This is a genomic window from Cupriavidus sp. 2TAF22 (assembly GCF_052115045.1).
GTDB lineage: Bacteria > Pseudomonadota > Gammaproteobacteria > Burkholderiales > Burkholderiaceae > Cupriavidus.
Window position 1 is genome coordinate 68,161 of the sequence record NZ_JBFRFX010000009.1, and the last position, 15,310, is coordinate 83,470.

The 15,310-nt window shown below is 68.6% G+C and carries 15 protein-coding genes and 1 pseudogene; 4 read left to right on the forward strand and 12 right to left on the reverse strand.

Translation table 11 applies throughout. The features are described 5' to 3' along the window. Positions 1-50 precede the first annotated feature (50 nt). The 3 genes from ppk2 to AB4Z48_RS13065 all read right to left on the reverse strand — a co-directional run bounded on the left by ppk2 (position 51) and on the right by AB4Z48_RS13065 (position 2,873). Entirely contained in the window at positions 51-869 is an 819-nt protein-coding gene (gene ppk2, locus AB4Z48_RS13055) for a polyphosphate kinase 2 (RefSeq protein ID WP_441614465.1), read from the reverse strand. Between the two features lie 250 nt (positions 870-1,119). Further along, positions 1,120-2,145, reverse strand: coding sequence for an AraC family transcriptional regulator (locus AB4Z48_RS13060; RefSeq protein WP_441614467.1), 1,026 nt, complete (start codon positions 2,143-2,145; stop codon positions 1,120-1,122). 236 nt (positions 2,146-2,381) lie between these two features. Then, entirely contained in the window at positions 2,382-2,873 is a 492-nt protein-coding gene (locus AB4Z48_RS13065; protein ID WP_441614469.1) for a nitrate reductase associated protein, read from the reverse strand. Between the two features lie 242 nt (positions 2,874-3,115). On the opposite strand from AB4Z48_RS13065, the pseudogene AB4Z48_RS13070 reads away from it, so the two are divergent. Next, positions 3,116-3,652, forward strand: a pseudogene (locus AB4Z48_RS13070) (molybdopterin dinucleotide binding domain-containing protein); the annotation flags it as partial. Between the two features lie 38 nt (positions 3,653-3,690). Here AB4Z48_RS13070 and AB4Z48_RS13075 read toward each other — a convergent pair. Then, positions 3,691-4,410: a TetR/AcrR family transcriptional regulator gene (locus tag AB4Z48_RS13075; protein ID WP_441614744.1), complete on the reverse strand. Its 720-nt coding sequence runs from the start codon at positions 4,408-4,410 to the stop codon at positions 3,691-3,693. Between the two features lie 170 nt (positions 4,411-4,580). On the opposite strand from AB4Z48_RS13075, the gene AB4Z48_RS13080 reads away from it, so the two are divergent. Together AB4Z48_RS13080 and AB4Z48_RS13085 are read left to right on the forward strand one after the other, a co-directional pair. Continuing rightward, complete coding sequence (locus AB4Z48_RS13080; RefSeq protein WP_441614746.1) at positions 4,581-4,745, forward strand: nuclear transport factor 2 family protein; 165 nt, start codon at positions 4,581-4,583, stop codon at positions 4,743-4,745. Between the two features lie 20 nt (positions 4,746-4,765). Beyond that, a complete protein-coding gene (locus AB4Z48_RS13085) occupies positions 4,766-5,197 on the forward strand; it encodes a VOC family protein (protein ID WP_441614471.1) in 432 nt (143 codons plus the stop codon). Positions 5,198-5,473: 276 nt separating this feature from the next. Here the strand turns inward: AB4Z48_RS13085 and AB4Z48_RS13090 are convergent, their stop codons facing one another. The 6 genes from AB4Z48_RS13090 to AB4Z48_RS13115 all read right to left on the reverse strand — a co-directional run bounded on the left by AB4Z48_RS13090 (position 5,474) and on the right by AB4Z48_RS13115 (position 11,192). After that, the gene (locus AB4Z48_RS13090) at positions 5,474-5,719 is read right to left on the reverse strand and encodes a hypothetical protein (protein WP_441614473.1); all 246 of its coding nucleotides are present in this window, start codon (positions 5,717-5,719) and stop codon (positions 5,474-5,476) included. Positions 5,720-5,897: 178 nt separating this feature from the next. Beyond that, entirely contained in the window at positions 5,898-6,239 is a 342-nt protein-coding gene (locus AB4Z48_RS13095; RefSeq protein WP_441614475.1) for a hypothetical protein, read from the reverse strand. 267 nt (positions 6,240-6,506) lie between these two features. After that, positions 6,507-7,961: an efflux transporter outer membrane subunit gene (locus tag AB4Z48_RS13100; protein WP_441614477.1), complete on the reverse strand. Its 1,455-nt coding sequence runs from the start codon at positions 7,959-7,961 to the stop codon at positions 6,507-6,509. Next, positions 7,958-8,887 carry an efflux RND transporter periplasmic adaptor subunit gene (locus tag AB4Z48_RS13105; RefSeq protein WP_441614479.1) on the reverse strand — a complete coding sequence of 310 codons (930 nt, stop codon included), beginning with the start codon at positions 8,885-8,887 and terminating at the stop codon, positions 7,958-7,960. Before AB4Z48_RS13105 ends, AB4Z48_RS13100 begins: the two co-directional genes overlap by 4 nt. Continuing rightward, a complete protein-coding gene (locus tag AB4Z48_RS13110; RefSeq protein ID WP_441614480.1) occupies positions 8,884-9,096 on the reverse strand; it encodes a DUF1656 domain-containing protein in 213 nt (70 codons plus the stop codon). Before AB4Z48_RS13110 ends, AB4Z48_RS13105 begins: the two co-directional genes overlap by 4 nt. Next, positions 9,090-11,192: an FUSC family protein gene (locus AB4Z48_RS13115; protein WP_441614482.1), complete on the reverse strand. Its 2,103-nt coding sequence runs from the start codon at positions 11,190-11,192 to the stop codon at positions 9,090-9,092. Before AB4Z48_RS13115 ends, AB4Z48_RS13110 begins: the two co-directional genes overlap by 7 nt. Positions 11,193-11,307: 115 nt before the next feature. On the opposite strand from AB4Z48_RS13115, the gene AB4Z48_RS13120 reads away from it, so the two are divergent. Beyond that, positions 11,308-12,201, forward strand: a complete 894-nt coding sequence (locus tag AB4Z48_RS13120; protein ID WP_441614484.1) for a LysR substrate-binding domain-containing protein — start codon at positions 11,308-11,310, stop codon at positions 12,199-12,201. A 42-nt stretch (positions 12,202-12,243) separates the two neighbouring features. On the opposite strand, the gene AB4Z48_RS13125 is transcribed toward AB4Z48_RS13120, so the two are convergent. Both AB4Z48_RS13125 and AB4Z48_RS13130 read right to left on the reverse strand, forming a co-directional pair. Continuing rightward, a complete protein-coding gene (locus AB4Z48_RS13125) occupies positions 12,244-13,236 on the reverse strand; it encodes a Bug family tripartite tricarboxylate transporter substrate binding protein (RefSeq protein ID WP_441614486.1) in 993 nt (330 codons plus the stop codon). 96 nt (positions 13,237-13,332) lie between these two features. After that, on the reverse strand, positions 13,333-15,303 hold the full coding sequence (locus AB4Z48_RS13130; RefSeq protein WP_441614748.1) for an aconitase family protein: 1,971 nt from the start codon (positions 15,301-15,303) through the stop codon (positions 13,333-13,335). Between the last annotated feature and the right edge of the window lie 7 nt (positions 15,304-15,310).

Here is a 15,310-nt window from a genome sequence, read left to right on the forward strand (position 1 = left end):
TCAAGGGGGCGCTGGTGCGCGAACCGGGTGCAGTCCGGAGGCCGACGCCGTCAGAACCGCTTGGGGACATGCCTGTAAGGATAATCCGCCTCCTTGTAGCCGCCGGATTTTTGCCGCGCCGGCAGCTTCACCTTCTTGTGCGGCACGGCCTCGTAGGGAATCTTGTCCAGCACGTGGCTGATGATGTTGAGGCGGGCGCGCCGCTTGTCGTTCGAGTTGGCCACGTACCAGGGCGCGTAGTCTGTATCGCTGGCGAGGAACATCTTGTCGCGCGCGCGGGAATAGTCATACCAGCGGCTGTAGGATTTCAAGTCCATATCCGTGAGCTTCCAGGTCTTGCGGCCATCGTCGATGCGCGACGCAAGGCGGCGCGTCTGCTCCTCCTCGCTTACCTCAAGCCAGTATTTCAACAGGATGACACCGGAACCGATAATGGCCTTCTCGACCAGGGGCACGGCCCTCAGGAACGCTTCGGCCTGCTCCTCGGAGCAGAATCCCATGACCCGCTCCACGCCAGCGCGGTTGTACCAGCTGCGGTCGAAGATCACCACTTCGCCGGCGGCGGGAAGGTGCGAGATGTACCGCTGAACGTACATCTGGCTCTTCTCGCGCTCCGTGGGGGCCGGCAAGGCAACCACGCGGAACACGCGCGGACTCACGCGCTCCGTGAGGGCCTTGATGGTGCCGCCCTTTCCCGCGCCGTCGCGGCCTTCGAACACGATGCAGACCTTGCAGCCGGTCGCCAGCACCCATGCCTGCAGCTTGACCAGTTCGATATGCAAGCGCCGGAGTTCCTTCAGGTATTCCTTGTTGCCTAGCCGGTCCCCGGTGGCTTGCTCGTGTTCAGCCGCCTTTTTCGCGTTTGCCATGTCCGTTCTCCTCAGCCCCGCGCTTCGCCTTGCACGCTACTCCGAGATCACAACCTTAGTTTGCGTTCCGGCTTATTGCAAATCTTACTTGCGGGCAAAACAGCACTCGCGAAACGCGTCGGCGAAACGGATAACTTCTACGCTGTATCAACAGTGATACACCCGTGCGGTCGCGTTTTGCTTGCAGGCGGGGCCGCCCAGGGCGATGGCGCAAACGCCGTGCATGGGCACCGCACAAACGGACGGAGATCTATTGGCCGGCATCCCCGTGCCTTACGGTCCGCGCCTGCGCCCGCCATTGCGAAACACTGCAGCCGAACTGGCCGCCGAACCAGCGCGAGAACGCGCTCAGCGAAGAGAAACCCAGCAACGTGGCCACCTCCGAAAGCGGACGCCCGCGGTTTTCGATATACGGGATCACCAGGCCGGCGCGCACGTCGTTGACGATGCCGGAGTACGTTGCCTCCTCCTGCGCCAGACGCCGGTGCACCGTGCGGCGGTCCACGCCGAGGAACTGCGCCACGCGCTCGACCGAGCAGACGCCGGACGGGAGCAAGGCGTAGACCAGCTTCTTCACCTTGTCGGGCATGGTGGTGTTGGCCTGCGCAAGCAGCGTGCCGAGATACTGCTTCACTTGCTGCGCCATCACCGGATCATAGGAGGGCAAGGGCGACTCCAGGTCGGACGCCACGCAGATGATGCCGTCGAAGTCCTGGTTGAACTGCACCGGCATGCCGAAAACGCGCAGGTACGTGGCCGTGCTGGCAGGCGCGGCGCTTGTGAAGCAGATGCTGCGCGGACGCCACGATGCGCCCAGGAACAAGCTCAGCATGCGGAACACCACGCCTACGGCCAGATCCGTGGCCTGGCGCAGCGTACCGGGCTCGTCACTCAGGACCTGCAGGTGGATCATCACCATGCCCTCGGACTCTTCGACGCGCATGGCCAGCGCTTCGTTTTGCAGGCCCATATAGCGGACCATGGAGTCCAGCGCACGGCGCAATGTCGGCTCCTCCCGCACCACGAAGGCGAGTGGCCCGAGATTCGAGAATTCTCGCAACTCGGCCATGCGCAGGCCGAAGTCGTCAACCCGGGCCGCCTTGGCGGACATATCCAGCAGCCGCCCCACCAGTCCGGCCGCCAGCCGGATGTCGGGATCCAGCAGCGCCGCACGGCTGATCTTCGCCGCCCTTAGCTGCTGATAGGGATCAAGGCCGACGGCGCGCGCCACCTCGACATAGTGGGTGAGACTGGCACTGCGGAGATAGTAGGCCATTGCCGAAATCGTGGGTTCGCTGACTCTCCCGAAATGTAAATTGAATGTCCCGGATGGTCAAATCACTGCTGGCCATCAGCCGATATTTGAAGCAAGGAAAAACCGCTTTCTCCGCATCGGCTCCGCTGCAGCAGCGTCGGCCGCCGCTGCCCGGCAGGTCACGCCCACCGGGAATCGGGAATCGGGAATCGGGAATCTGGAATCACGAGTCGCCCGTGCCGGGCCAGAAGCACGGTCTATGCATCTGCGATGCCTGACCTGACCAGCCCGAACTCCAGCAGCGCGGGAACAAAGCAATGGTTCCTCACCCCTCTCAGGGACATCTTCGTCAGCACATATCGCTTGAGGATCGAAAGCCCGGACCAAGCCTCCCCGGTAATCGGCGCCAGTTCGGCCAAGGCGTACTGCGCCAGGACCGAGTCAGGTATTTTCGAAGCCTGGAGCCATGCCGCCTGAGCATCCGGCGGGAATGTCTCTGGCACCTTGTTAAGGTGCTTCTGCATGATGTCCCGGAGGCTGGAGGCAAAATCACCCGCGTTGCCGGCCGTGGCGGGTGGAAAACCGGCGAGCGCCTCACGGGCCTCGACGGGAAGGGCTTGCCATTCCAAAAGGGAGAATGTGTATCCGTAAAAATCCAGATTGAAGCGGAGACACATGGGCACGTATTTCAGGTTGTCACATGCCTCTATCTCAAACACAAACAATGGCAATTTCTCATAGAGAAACATGGCAATCCCCTCGGACCTTGTAGTCGGTGTGAAAAGCCAGGCGTGCCGCTGAACTCGCGATCGCCTCACGCATACCACTGCCGCATCCCTTCGTGACTGAGTATAGGACGCGAAGGGGAACCTCTCGCACGAGGAACAGCGAGACACCGGTGGCCACCAACATACCGCTGGATAGCCTGGCGCTGGCGCCAAAAGCTGGTGCCGGAGGATTTGCGACAACCGGCGGGGCGTGCCCGCCGGAGGATTACAACGCGCGCATCGCGCATCCAGGCGGATTCCACCTGCGGGTGCCCGCGCGGGAGCGGGAGTGGCACACGCCCTCGGGAAAGGCGGTGTTCCTGGTCAATGCACTGACCCCGGACTCGCCCATCGCGCGTGCGCGCGAGGCGTACGGGGAACGGCTGATGACGCTGATGACCACGCGGTCGCATGACCAGTACAACACCACGGTGTATGCGCTCGACGATCGGTATCGCGGCGTGTTCGGCCAGCGGCGCGTCGTCTTCATCAACCGCGACGACCTTGCAATGCTCGGCCTGAAGGCCGGCGAATGGATCGATATGACCACGGTCTGGGAAGACAATATCGAGCGCCGCGCCGATGGCTTCCTTCTGGTCGAGTACGACATCCCGCGCGGATGCATCGGCGCCTATTATCCGGAGACGAATCCGCTGGTGCCACTGGGCAGCGTAGCCGACGGATGCAATACGCCGACCTCCAAGTCGGTCCCGGTCCTGTTGCACCGGAGCGCCGCGCCAACGGCAGCCGGACAGGCGTGACGGGCCACGGGTACCCGGCGCCGGTGGGCGGTACAGCGCTAACGCGGGTCGCCGCCCTCGCCCTGCAGGCCCGTCTCCACCATGTCGATCAGCCGCTGCCCGATGTCGTAGGCCTGCCCCGGCGCCTGCGCCAGCAAGTGCAGCGGCCCGTCGATGACCAGCATGGACAGGCCGTGCACCGCGGACCACGCCAGGTATTCCGCGCCGGGCCGGCGCGCAGCGGGTAGCAGGCCGGCGGCGGTCATCTTGTCGAGCGCCGCGCCCAGCAGCTCGAACGGGTTCAGGCCGCTGTCGCCTTCCCTGGCCGGCATGGGCACGCCGCGCAGTTCGCCCGGCACGGAAAAGGCCGTGCGGAACAGCCCCGGCTCGGCCAGGGCGAAACGCATATAGCCGGTGCCGACCGCGCGCAGGCTGGCGCGCGCCGCATCCGCTGGCGGCGCTGTCCCGTCGACCTCGGCGAGATCGGCCTCGATCGCCATGGCCAGCGCCGACAAGGCCGCGAAGCGCACCGCCTGCAGCAGGTCGTGGCGGCTGGCGAAGTGCCGGTACGCGGCATTGGGCACCACGCCGGCACGCCGCGTGGCCTCGCGCAGCACGACCGCATCCGGGCCGCCGTCGCGCGCCAGGTCCATGCCGGCATCGAGCAGCGCGCGCCGCAGGTCGCCATGGCGATACGTATTGCGGGCCGGAGCGCCGGCCGGCGCGTCCGGGGGTACCGCCGCAGGTGCGGATTGCGCCGCCTCGCCTGGTTCCGACATGGCGGCGGCACCCTTGCCAGCCGCCCGGCCCGCGGTGCCGGAAGTGCGCTTGGCACCCGTCATTTTTCCTCCATGTGGACAGCGTCCATTTTCTCGACTATGGTAGTGGACAGTGTACACAACGATGTGGCCGGATCACAGCAGCGGCGCCCATCACGCAATCCGGCGAAATCCGGCGCAATATCGACGCAGCGTGTGACCAGCACCCCCAGGGCGGCGCGCCGCAGGAGGCCTGGGTGCGCGCCACCTTGTGTTTTCGCAAGATCGCCGGCCGGTGGCTGGTGGTGCACGAGCATGCATCGGTGCCGATGCCGCTCGATCCCGAACGACCCTGAGAACGCCATAAGGAGACAAAATGCTGGTCCAACCCTACCTGTTCTTCGAAGGCCGCTGCGAGGAAGCGGCGGAGTTCTACAAGCGCGTACTGGACGCGAAAGTCGAAATGCTGATGCGCTTCAAGGAAGCGCCGCCGCAACCGGCAGGCGCGCCCGAGGGATGCGCGCCCGCCCCCGGCGACGCAGAGAAGGTGATGCACATGGCCATGCGCATCGGCGAAAGCACGGTGATGATGTCCGACGGCCGTTGCAGCGGCAAGCCGAGCTTCGAAGGCATCGCGCTGTCGGTAAGCGTGCCCGATGCGGCTGCCGCGGACCGCGTCTTCAACGGGCTGGCCGAAGGCGGCCAGGTCCAGATGCCGTTGGGCGAGACCTTTTTCGCGCACCGCTTCGGCATGACCGCCGATCGCTTCGGCGTGTCGTGGATGGTAATCGCGGAGAAGAAGCCCTGAGGCACTTCCTTGCCTGGCGGCGCTGACCGGACGGCGCCCCTGGTTCTGCCGGTCCGACCCGATCCAGGCGCCACTTGCTGCGCGGCGGCCGTAAAGCCCGCCGCGCCGGCTTCTCCCTTCCCGCCCTTCCCGCCCTTCCAGCCCTTCCCGCTTTCCTTTTCATTGCGCCGTCGCTACGCCGTCAAGGCGGGTGACTACGCGATCGAATCCCGGCGGGCACCTTGCTGGCCGCGAGCGTGCGCCCGCGCGCGCCTTGCGATCCGGCCGGTCTCACGCTCAGGGCGTGACRCTGGGCGCGGTCGCGGCTGTGGCGGCGGGCACGGCCGACGGCGCGGCCGGTGCCGCCGCCCCCTGCGCTTGCAAGGGGCAGCGCGCCTGCGCGCTTGCCCGCCTGGCCTGCGCCTGCTTCTGGGCGCGCGCGCGTTCGATCACGGTCCAGTCGGGACCGGCCAATGCCGGCAATGATGCAGCGAGTGCCGAGACGCTTGCCAGCGACAGCACGATCTTGTTCAGGGAAATCATGGGGAGGGTGAGACTGTTGGTTGGTACTGCGGGGGACTGCGGGGGACTGCGGTGAACTGCGGTGAACTGCGTGGCGTGGCGTGGCCAGGGACAATCTGCGCGCAACGCGGCGGCAGCGGTCTCGCCGGCCGGCCCGGCCCCSGGCGGAGGATTCCCGGGGCCGGGCCGGTTGCGCCGGTCAGGCGCTGGCTTTGCCTGCCACGCCGCTGTGGGACGGCGTTGCCGACACACCGGTCAGGTCGCGGCCAGCCAGGTCGAGCGCCGCGGCGCCATGGGCGCCATCGGTGAACGCATCGCGGCGGTCATTGACGCGCGCACCGTCGGTAAACGGGTCGCGGCGGTCATTCGCGCGGGCGCCGTCGGTGAACGGGTCGCGCTTGCCGTTGTGCAGGTTGTAGCCGTACTTGTCGCCGGCACTGGTGCTATCTTTCGGACCCTGTGCACTGGCTTGCGTCGATGCCATGACGCAAAGGCCAAAAGCGGCTGCGGAAACGAGGGTCGTGAAGAGCTTCTTGTTCATGATTGCTGCTGGAGTCCAGAATGGGCGGCACTTTCCACTTGTGGTGGAGCGGGATAGGCGGATCTGCGTCCCGCATGTCGTCTGTTTCGCCTTTTTGCATGTACCGGCGCGGTCGGAAGCGCGGTACAGACGACAGTGTAGCCATCGCCTAGCATTCCCGTGATGAATTAATATTCTGCATTCCAGTCGGAATTTTCACAGTATTGGCCGCGGCTCTGCCATGCCGGCGCAGCCGGGCGCGCCCCACGCAGCAACGCCTCCGCGCGGTCAGTGATGCTCGCCTGTGTTCTGCGCCACCTTCGGGCTGTTCTGCCAGCCGCCCCCGAGCGCCAGGAACAGATTGACCTGGTCCATCGCCACCTGGCTGTCCGACGCGGCCAGCGCCGCCTCTGCCGCTGCCAGCGTCCGGTCGGCATCGAGGCTGGACAGATACGGCGTGCGCCCGGCCTGATACAGCTGGCGGTGTTGCCGCGCGGCCTCTTGCGCGTCATCGCGCGCCACGCGCAGCGAATGGTTGCGCTCCAGCTCGCGCGTGTAGTCGCTGAGCGCGCCCTGCGTTTCCTGCAGCGCCTTCAGCACGACGCCGTCGAAACTGGCCAGCGCGGCGTCGGCACCCGCTTCCATCGCGTGAATGCGTGGCCGCACGCCGTTGGTCGGCAGGTTCCAGGTGATCAGCGGCCCGATGCCCCAGCGCGCCGTGGGCCCGCTGCCGAGGTCGCCGAGGATGCCGCTGAAGCCGGCGGATGCGCCGATGCGGATCGAGGGATAGAGATCGGCGGTCGCCACGCCGATCCTGGCGGTGGCCGAGGCGAGCTCGCGCTCGGCCTGGCGGATGTCGGGCCGGCGCCTGAGCAGCGCGGCGCCGTCGCCGACAGGCAAGGGTTGCCGCAGCCTCGGCTCTTCATGGCAGGCGAACTCCGCTTCAGGCAGCGCGCCGGGTGGCTTGCCGAGCATGACGGCGAGGCGCCAGGCGGCGCCTTCCTGCTCCGCCTTGAAGCGCGGCAGCGCGGCGCGCAAGGTCTCGGCCTGCGCGCGCGCGCGCAGCAGATCGGCGGGCTGGCCGCGGCCGGCGGCGACCAGCTTGCCGGTAATTTCCGCGCCGCGCTCCTGCAGCGCAAGCTGCTGCCCGGCGACGTCGAGTTCATGCGTGGCGGCGCAGCCCTGCACATAGGCACGCACGGTCTGCGCCACCACGCCGACGCGCGTCATGTCGAGCGCGGCCTGGCTGGCTTCGGCACTGGCCAGCGCGGCCTCGTCGGCGCGCGCGAGCTTGCCGAAAAAATCCACCAGGTAAGACACCGCGAAACCGACATCGCCGAGGCTGAAGACCGGGACCTTTTCCTTGAGCAGGAAACTCTCGCCAGCCACCTGCGCGCGTTCGGCCTTGGCGGAGATCGCCGCCTGCGGCAGGTTCTCGGCCTCCACCTCGTGGTAGACCGCCACGGCGCGCCGCAGGTTAGCGGCGGCCACGCGCACGCTGGTATTGGCAGCGAGGGCCTGCCGCACCAGCCGGTCGAGCCTGGGGTCGTCATAGAGCCGCCACCAGTCGTCCGGCACGGCGGCCACCGATACCGCCGCATCCTGCGTGCCCCGCAGCGGGCCATTGGCCTCGGGCGCGCGCATCATCGCGTGCGCGGGCACCTTGTAGTCGGGGCCGACCGTGGTGCAGGCGAACAGCAGCGGCATCACCGCCGGCAGCCATGCCAGGCGGAGCTTGCTCATTGCGCCGCACTCCCGCTGGCACCGTCGCCGGGGGGTGCGCGCCGCGCGGCCACGACCTGGCGCGGCACGGCCACCGACACCGTGGCCGTGCGGCCCGAGACGAGCTGCATGTCGGCCGGGACGTCGTCCAGCACGATACGCACCGGGATACGCTGCGCCAGCCGCACCCAGTTGAAGGTGGGATTCACATTGGGCAGCAGGTTGGCGCCGCTGCTGCGGTCGCGGTCCTCGATGCCGGCTGCAATGCTCTGCACGTGGCCGTGCAGCGTGACGTGCTCGCCCATGATGCGCACCGCTACCGGGCTGCCGATGCGGATGCGGTGCAGCTTGGTCTCCTCGAAATACCCTTCCACATGGAAGGAGCCCGCATCGACCATCGACAGCACCGGGCGGCCGGTGCTTACATAGTCGCCCAGGCGCGGCAGGCGATCGTTCAGGATACCGTCGACCGGGCTGGCCACGCTGGTGCGCGCCAGGTTCAGGCGCGCCACCCCGACCGCGGCCTCGGCCTGCGCCAGCGCCGCTTCGCCTTCCTGCACGCGGGCCTGCCCTTCCTCCACCACCTCGGTGGCGACCACCTCGCTCAGCGCGTGGTTGCGCGCGGCCTCGCGGCGCGCCTGCGCCAGCGTCGCGCGCAAGGCGGCCGCGTTGGCCTGCGCTTGCTGCAGCGCCAGCCGGTAGCGGTCCTGGTCGATCACGAACAGCACCTGGCCGCGCCGCACGCGCTGGTTGTCCCTGACCAGGATCTGCGTGACCAGGCCCGACACGTCAGGCGCGACCTGCACCACGTCGGCACGCACGTGGCCGTCGCGCGTCCACGGCGCCACGGTGTAGTAGTCCCACAAATGCCTGACGACAAACAGCGCTGCCACCGTAGCCAGCAAGGTCAGCGCCACGGGGACCAACAAACGGAACTTGATTTTCATGATTGCAGCCAGCGGGCCAGGGCGACCACGCCGCCGAGCACGATCAGGTAGAGGGCGAGGTTGAAGAGGGAACGGTGCCAGACCAGCCGGTAGAAGCCAGCGCGGGCGAGCAGCGCGCGCAGGCAGGCGGTCATGGCGAAGCTGACCAGCATCAGCGCGAGCAGGCTGGGCACGAACACGCCGTAGACATCGATCTCGGCGCTCAGCATGGTTTCTCCACCGGCGCGCGCGGCAGCGCCGGCGGCGCGGGTACCTTGCCAGTGGGCGCGTGCGGCTGGGCGTGGTAGAGCGTGACCTGCAGGGCGACCAGCGCGGCCAGCGTCTCGCGCACCGCATCGCCGGCGGCCGCATTGTCCACGCCATCGTCCACGCCATCGGCCTGCGCCGCGACCTCGCCGATGGCCTTGTCGATGCGCGCGGACAGCGCCTCGGGCGGCGCCATCGCGTGCCCGGCTTTCAGGCGCGCGCGGAAATGCGCGGCGGCGCCGTTGAGCACGCGCGTGACCGCGCGCCGCGCGGCCGGACGCAGCGCCGCCAGGTTGCGCTGCAGCGCCAGCGCGCCGAAGCCGACCTGCAGTTCGGCGAAGCCGTCGGTGGACATCTTGTCGTCGCTGGCCGCCAGGCGCGGCACCAGCTGGCCGAGGCGGTCCAGCATGCGGCTGCCGAGCCGGGCCTGCTCGGGCGCTTCCCCGCGCGTGGCGGCTTGCGCCAGGTCCTTCCAGCTGGCGCGGATCAGCCGGTGCGCGGCCACGCGCGCGCCGAACGGCCGCGTCGCCATGAACCACAGCGGCGCGAACAGCATGCCGCCCACGCTGGCCAGGCTCGTATTGAAGGTGCCGAGGAAGTTGGCGTCGTAGACACTCTGGAAGTTGCCGAACGATGCCGTATTGACCGACAGCAGCATGGCGATGAGGTTGAAGCCGGGACGCGAGATCAGCATGCCGATGGCCATATAGGGCACCGCCAGCATGCCGACCAGCGTCTCGAAGTTATGGGCCTGCGGCACCACCAGGAACAGGTAGAAGCACGACACCAGGAAGCAGATCACGCTCCAGCGCATGAAGGCGCGCGCCACCGGCCTGGGCTCCTCGACGGTGGCGAAGAAGCAGCTGGTGATGGTGGCCACCACCACGGCGCCGGCACCGTCTTCCCAGCCCGAGGCGATCCACAGCAGGCCCGCGCAGAACACCGCGAGGCTGGTCGAGCAGGCGTAGTACAGCAGCATGCCGTGGTCGTGATGGTGCGCCCGGTCCGCCGCGCGGGCGCGGTAGCGCAGCACCGGCGCGGCGGCCTGGCCCGCCCCGCGCTGGTCGCCGATGCCGCGCTGCAGGGCGTGGCAGTCTTCGCACAGCGCCGCGAGCGTGCGCAGCTGATCGTTGGCGGTGGCCACCAGGCCGGCATGCCAGCCCGGCGCCTTGCCGTATTCGCGCCAGGGCGCGGCCGCCGGCCCGAGCGCGGGCGCCGGCCCGTGGAAGCCGGCATGGATCCAGGCGCGCATGTCGGCCATCTGGCGCGCGAGCTGCGCCGGCATGCCGTGCGCATGGGCGCGCAGCGCCTGCAGCAATCCTGCCAGCGAGGACAGCACCGGCAGCAGCATGGTCATGCGCTCGCGCAAGGCGCGCGCATGGCGCAATGTGTCGGCGCTCTCGGTATCGTAGGAAAGCTGCGCGATCAGCTGGTCGAGCGCGAGGATGTCGGTGGCCAGGCGGTGCCGGCTGCCGTGGCGCGAGGCATTGGCGTCGGGCTCGGGCGAGAGCATGTCGGTTGCCCACAGCGCGGCATCGGCCAGCCAGGTGGCGGAACGGGCGCGCAGCGCCGGCGCCACCTTGGCCGGGAAGACGATCGAGCCGACCAGCCCGGCGCACAGGATGCCGACCACGATCTCTTCGATGCGCGCCACGGCAATGGCGAAGACCTGGGCGGGCTCGCTGACGGCGGGCAGCGCCACGATGGGCAGCGTGTACGCGGCCAGCAGGAAGATATAGCTGCGCGGCGTGCGCTGCAGTAGCGAGAAATACAGCAGGGCGCCGGTCCACAGCGCGATGGCAGCCATCAGCAGCACCGGTTCGTTGACCAGCAGCGGCACCGTGGCGACGGCGCCGGTGGCGCCAAGCAGCGTGCCCGCCACGCGGTAGGCGGCCTTGGAGCGCGTGGCCCCGGTCAGCGGGTGGGAAACGAAATAGACGGTTGCCATGGCCCAGTAAGGGCGGGGCAAACCCAGCGCCAGCGCGATATAGAGCGCGAGCATCGAGGCGGCGAATGCCTTCAGTGAAAAGAGCCATTGCCGTGCGCTCGGCCAAGCCATGACGCAAACCTGTAGAAGAGCGGTGGAATGGAAGTGTAGCCAACTGGCGCTCATTCCGAACATGATTTAAAATTGACGATCACATTCGCTTTTTTCATGGATCAGGAAGCCGCCCGTGCCCATCGATATCCGCGCCCTACGCTATTTCGTCGAGACCGTGCGCCTGCAGAGCTTCACCCAGGCGGCCACCTCCCTGTTCGTCACCCAGTCCACCATCAGCAAGATGGTGCGCCAGCTGGAGGACGAGATCGGCCAGCCACTGCTGATCCGCGAGGGCAAGCAGGTACGGCTGACCGATGTGGGGCGCGTGGTCTACGAGCGCGGGCAGGAGGCGCTGGGCGTGGTGCACCGGCTCACGCTGGAGGTGGCCGATCTTTCCTCGCTGGGGCGGGGCCAGCTCACGGTGGGCATTCCGCCGATGGCCAACCTCTTCTTCACCCCCGCGGTGAGCGCCTTCCGCCAGCGCTACCCCAACCTGGAACTGAGCCTGGCCGAGCATGGCGGGCATACGGTGGAACAACAGGTGGCCAACGGCGAACTGGAGGTCGGCGCGACCGTGCTGCCCGGCGACAGTGGCCTGGCGCTCGCGACGCGCGAGTTTGCCAAGTACCCGATCTGGGTGGCAGGGCCGCGCAAGGCAGGCTGGGCCAGGAACAAGACCGTCAGCCTGGCGGCGCTGCGCGACGAGCCGCTGCTGCTGCTGACCGACGACTTCTCGCTCACGCGCAAGCTGCGCGTGGCCTTCATGGAGGCCCGCGTGGAGCCGCGCATCGTGGCGCAAAGCGGGCACTGGGATTTCCTCGCCTCGATGGCGGCGGCCGGGCTCGGCACCACCTTTCTGCCGCAGCCGCTGCTGGCCAGGGTCCAGCTCGACGACAAGCTCGCCGTGGCGCGCCTGACCGAACCCGCGATGGACTGGGCGCTGGCGCATATCTGGTCGCCGGGACGCTACCTGTCCCACGCGGCGCGCGCGTGGTTCTCGATCTGCGAGGAAGTGCTGGGGGCCTGAGGCAGCGTGCGGCGTGCGGCGCGCGGCCCCCGCCTGCCGCCGTCAGTCCACCGCGATCGATGCGCTCTTGATCAGGGCGCGGCTACGGCCCACTTCGTCGCGGATGGTGCGCGCCGTTTCGTCGGCGCCGGCGCCCCTGACCACGAAGCCCTGCGCGGCAAACAGCTCGCGCGCCTTGGGGGTGGCGAGCGCCTTTGCCATGGACTGCTGCAGGCGTGCGGACACCTCGACGGGCAGGCCGGCCGGGCCGACCAGCGCGATCCAGGCGTCGTACGCATAGTCCTTGACGCCGGCCTCGGCCAGCGTGGGCACCCCCGGCAGGCTTTCCAGCCGCGCCGGCGTGCTCACGGCGAGCGCGCGCAGCTTGCCGGCCTTGATCTGCGGCAGCGCCGACGGGGAGGCCAGGAAGGCGGCGCTGATCTGCCCGCCCAGCACATCGGTCAAGAGCGTATTGACCCCCTTGTAGGGCACATGGAGCATGTCGATGCCGGCCCTGGACTTGAGCAACTCGCCCGCCAGATGAAGCACGCTGCCCTTGCCCGACGAGCCGTAGGTCAACTGGCCCGGCTGCGCCCGCGCCGCCGCGATCAGCGCCTGCGCGGTCTTGTACGGCGAGCCGGCGCCAACCACCAGCACCAGCGGCGTGGTGCCGATCAGCGCCACCGGGCTGATGTCCTTGAGACTGTCGTAGGGCAGGTTGGGATACAGGCCGGGGTTGATGGCATGGTTGGAGGAGACCACGGCCAGCGTGTAGCCGTCGGCGGCGGCCCCCACCAGTTGGCGCGTGCCCGGAATGCCGGCCGCGCCGGCGATGTTCTCCACATAGAACGGTTGCCCGAGATCGTGCCCCATGCCCTCGGCAACCACGCGCGCAACCAGGTCCGCGGTGGAGCCCGGCGAGTTCGGCACGATCAGGCGCACGGTCTTGGCGGGATAAGCGCCGGCGGCATGCGCGGCCGCCACGCCGCAGGCCAGGGCAAGGGCGGCAAGCAGCCGCCCGGCCGCGCGCGTGGCGCGGCTTGGGATATGGAACATGGGTGTCTCCGGTGTCTTGTGGTCCGGCCGGAATCTGCTGCCCGGCTCTGGGGAACCCGGCCCGCGCGGGTGCGGGCCGGTGGCGTGAAACTCAGGCTAGGCCGGCGCTGCCTCCTCGCGGGCGCGCGCCTGCAGTTGCCCGAAGGTGCTGATCTGCCCTGCCAGCGCGCTGGCCGCCACCGTGTAGGGGCTGGCCAGCCAGACCTGCCCCGGGCCCGAACGGCCCGGGAAGTTGCGGTTGATGGCGCTGATGGTGACCTGCTCGCCGCTGGTGGACGCACCGGGGCCGCAATTGGCGCAAGAGCCGCAGCCCGGCATCACCAGCGTGGCGCCGGCGGCGTCAAAGGTCTCCAGGTAGCCGCGCGCCTCGCAATACTCGCGCACGCCCAGCGTGCCGAATTGCAGGTACAGCCGCGTGCGTGGCGATACCTTGAGGCCGTGCTCCAGACCCCAGCGCAGCACCTCGTGGTAATAGTCGAAATCTTCGCGCTTGCCGGCCGTGCAGGAGCCGCCGTAGGCAATATCCACCGGCACGGCCTCGCCCAGCGCCTGCGCCGCCACGCCGTTGCCGGGATCGCCGGGCCGCGCCACCATGGGCGTGATGGCGGCCGCATCGATGCGGATCACGTCGCGGTAGCTGGCGCCGGCATCGCTGCGCATCCAGTCCTCGACGACGAAATCCACGCCGCGCCGCGCCTTGAGGAAGGCCACGGTCTTGTCGTCCGGCGCGACGATGCCGGTGAAGCCGCCCAGTTCCGCCACCATATTGGTGAGCGTGGCACGCTCGTCGACCGAGAGCGCGCGCACGGTGCTGCCGGCGTACTCGAACACCACGCCGATGGCGCCGCCCGAGCGGATCGCGTCCATCTGCAGCAAGTGGAGCACGATGTCCTTGGCGGTCACGCCCGGCGCCAGTTCCCCCTCCACTTCCACGCGCAGGGTCTCCGGCACCTTGCAGCGCACGTAGCCGGTGACCCAGCTGTTCGCCAGGTCGGTGGCGCCGGCGCCGAAGGCCAGGCAGCCGAGCGCGCCCGAATGCGGCGTGTGCGAATCGGTCCCCACCACTACCTGGCCCGGCAGCGCGTACTGCTCGGCCATCAGCGCGTGGCAGATCCCTTCGGAGCCGGGCACGTCGCCGGGCAGCGCGCCGTGCGAGCGCACCGGGTAGTCATGGGCGAAGCTGTCGTGGCCTTGCATCAGGTTGGCCACGCCGGGCAGCAAGCCGTCGCGCACGTGCGGATAGCTCTGCGCCGCCAGCACCAGGTGATCCTTGAACGCAATGATGGTGTCCGGGTCGCGCAGCGCGGCCGGCTTGCCGAAGGCGCGATGCATCAGGTGCGCGCACATGCCGGTGAAATAGTCGTGGGAAAAACGCCAGTCGGCCGCCACGAACACGCCCTGGCCACGGCCGGCGCCCGGGGTGCCGGGCAGCAGGTGACGGTCGATGATCTTCTCCACCAGTGTGCGCGGCGCCGCGCCGGCGGGCGCCGCCGCCGCGGGCATGCTGCCGGGGACCGGCCAGCTCGCCGCGCGGCTGAAGGCCAGCAGGCCGCCGGCGCGGATCACCTGCTGGGTCAGCGCGTCGCGCCCGCTCAGGAAGGCTTCGATGGGAATCGCCTCGCCGGCCAGCACGCGCTCGAGCACGCTGAAATCCGTGGTGGTGAGGATGCCGATGTTGTCGCAGTTCTGCTGGTAGATGCGCTCGAAGCTCTCCGCCACGATCAGGCGGATACCGGCCGACAGCTCTGCCAGCGGGCTGGACTCGCGCGAGGAGCCCTTGCCGTAGCGCTTGCCCGCCACCGTGACCGCAAAGCCACCGTCGCGCACGGCGTTGCGGCCGACCGGCATTTCCCCGCCGGCCTGGAAGCCCACATAGGGGAACTCGCCCAGGCGCTCGTCGTAGGTGAGCATCACTGTCACCGGCGTGATCTCGTCGGTGGAAACATTGTCGCGCAGCGGGCCGGCGTCGGCCAGGCTCACGGCCTTGCCTTCGAGCTGGGCACGCATGCAGGCGGGATCCTGCGACAGGTAAAGCACGCGGCCGCCGAAGCGGATCGTATCGTCCATCATGGGG

Coding starts and splice junctions, on each gene's coding strand:
- AB4Z48_RS13095 (WP_441614475.1), bottom strand. CDS start 6,239: ATGAACAAGAAGCTCTTCACGACCCTCGTTTCCGCAGCCGCTTTTGGC.
- AB4Z48_RS13065 (WP_441614469.1), bottom strand. CDS start 2,873: ATGTTTCTCTATGAGAAATTGCCATTGTTTGTGTTTGAGATAGAGGCA.
- AB4Z48_RS13115 (WP_441614482.1), bottom strand. CDS start 11,192: ATGGCTTGGCCGAGCGCACGGCAATGGCTCTTTTCACTGAAGGCATTC.
- AB4Z48_RS13130 (WP_441614748.1), bottom strand. CDS start 15,303: ATGGACGATACGATCCGCTTCGGCGGCCGCGTGCTTTACCTGTCGCAG.
- AB4Z48_RS13060 (WP_441614467.1), bottom strand. CDS start 2,145: ATGGCCTACTATCTCCGCAGTGCCAGTCTCACCCACTATGTCGAGGTG.
- AB4Z48_RS13085 (WP_441614471.1), top strand. CDS start 4,766: ATGCTGGTCCAACCCTACCTGTTCTTCGAAGGCCGCTGCGAGGAAGCG.
- AB4Z48_RS13125 (WP_441614486.1), bottom strand. CDS start 13,236: ATGTTCCATATCCCAAGCCGCGCCACGCGCGCGGCCGGGCGGCTGCTT.
- AB4Z48_RS13075 (WP_441614744.1), bottom strand. CDS start 4,410: ATGTCGGAACCAGGCGAGGCGGCGCAATCCGCACCTGCGGCGGTACCC.
- ppk2 (WP_441614465.1), bottom strand. CDS start 869: ATGGCAAACGCGAAAAAGGCGGCTGAACACGAGCAAGCCACCGGGGAC.
- AB4Z48_RS13100 (WP_441614477.1), bottom strand. CDS start 7,961: ATGAGCAAGCTCCGCCTGGCATGGCTGCCGGCGGTGATGCCGCTGCTG.
- AB4Z48_RS13110 (WP_441614480.1), bottom strand. CDS start 9,096: ATGCTGAGCGCCGAGATCGATGTCTACGGCGTGTTCGTGCCCAGCCTG.
- AB4Z48_RS13105 (WP_441614479.1), bottom strand. CDS start 8,887: ATGAAAATCAAGTTCCGTTTGTTGGTCCCCGTGGCGCTGACCTTGCTG.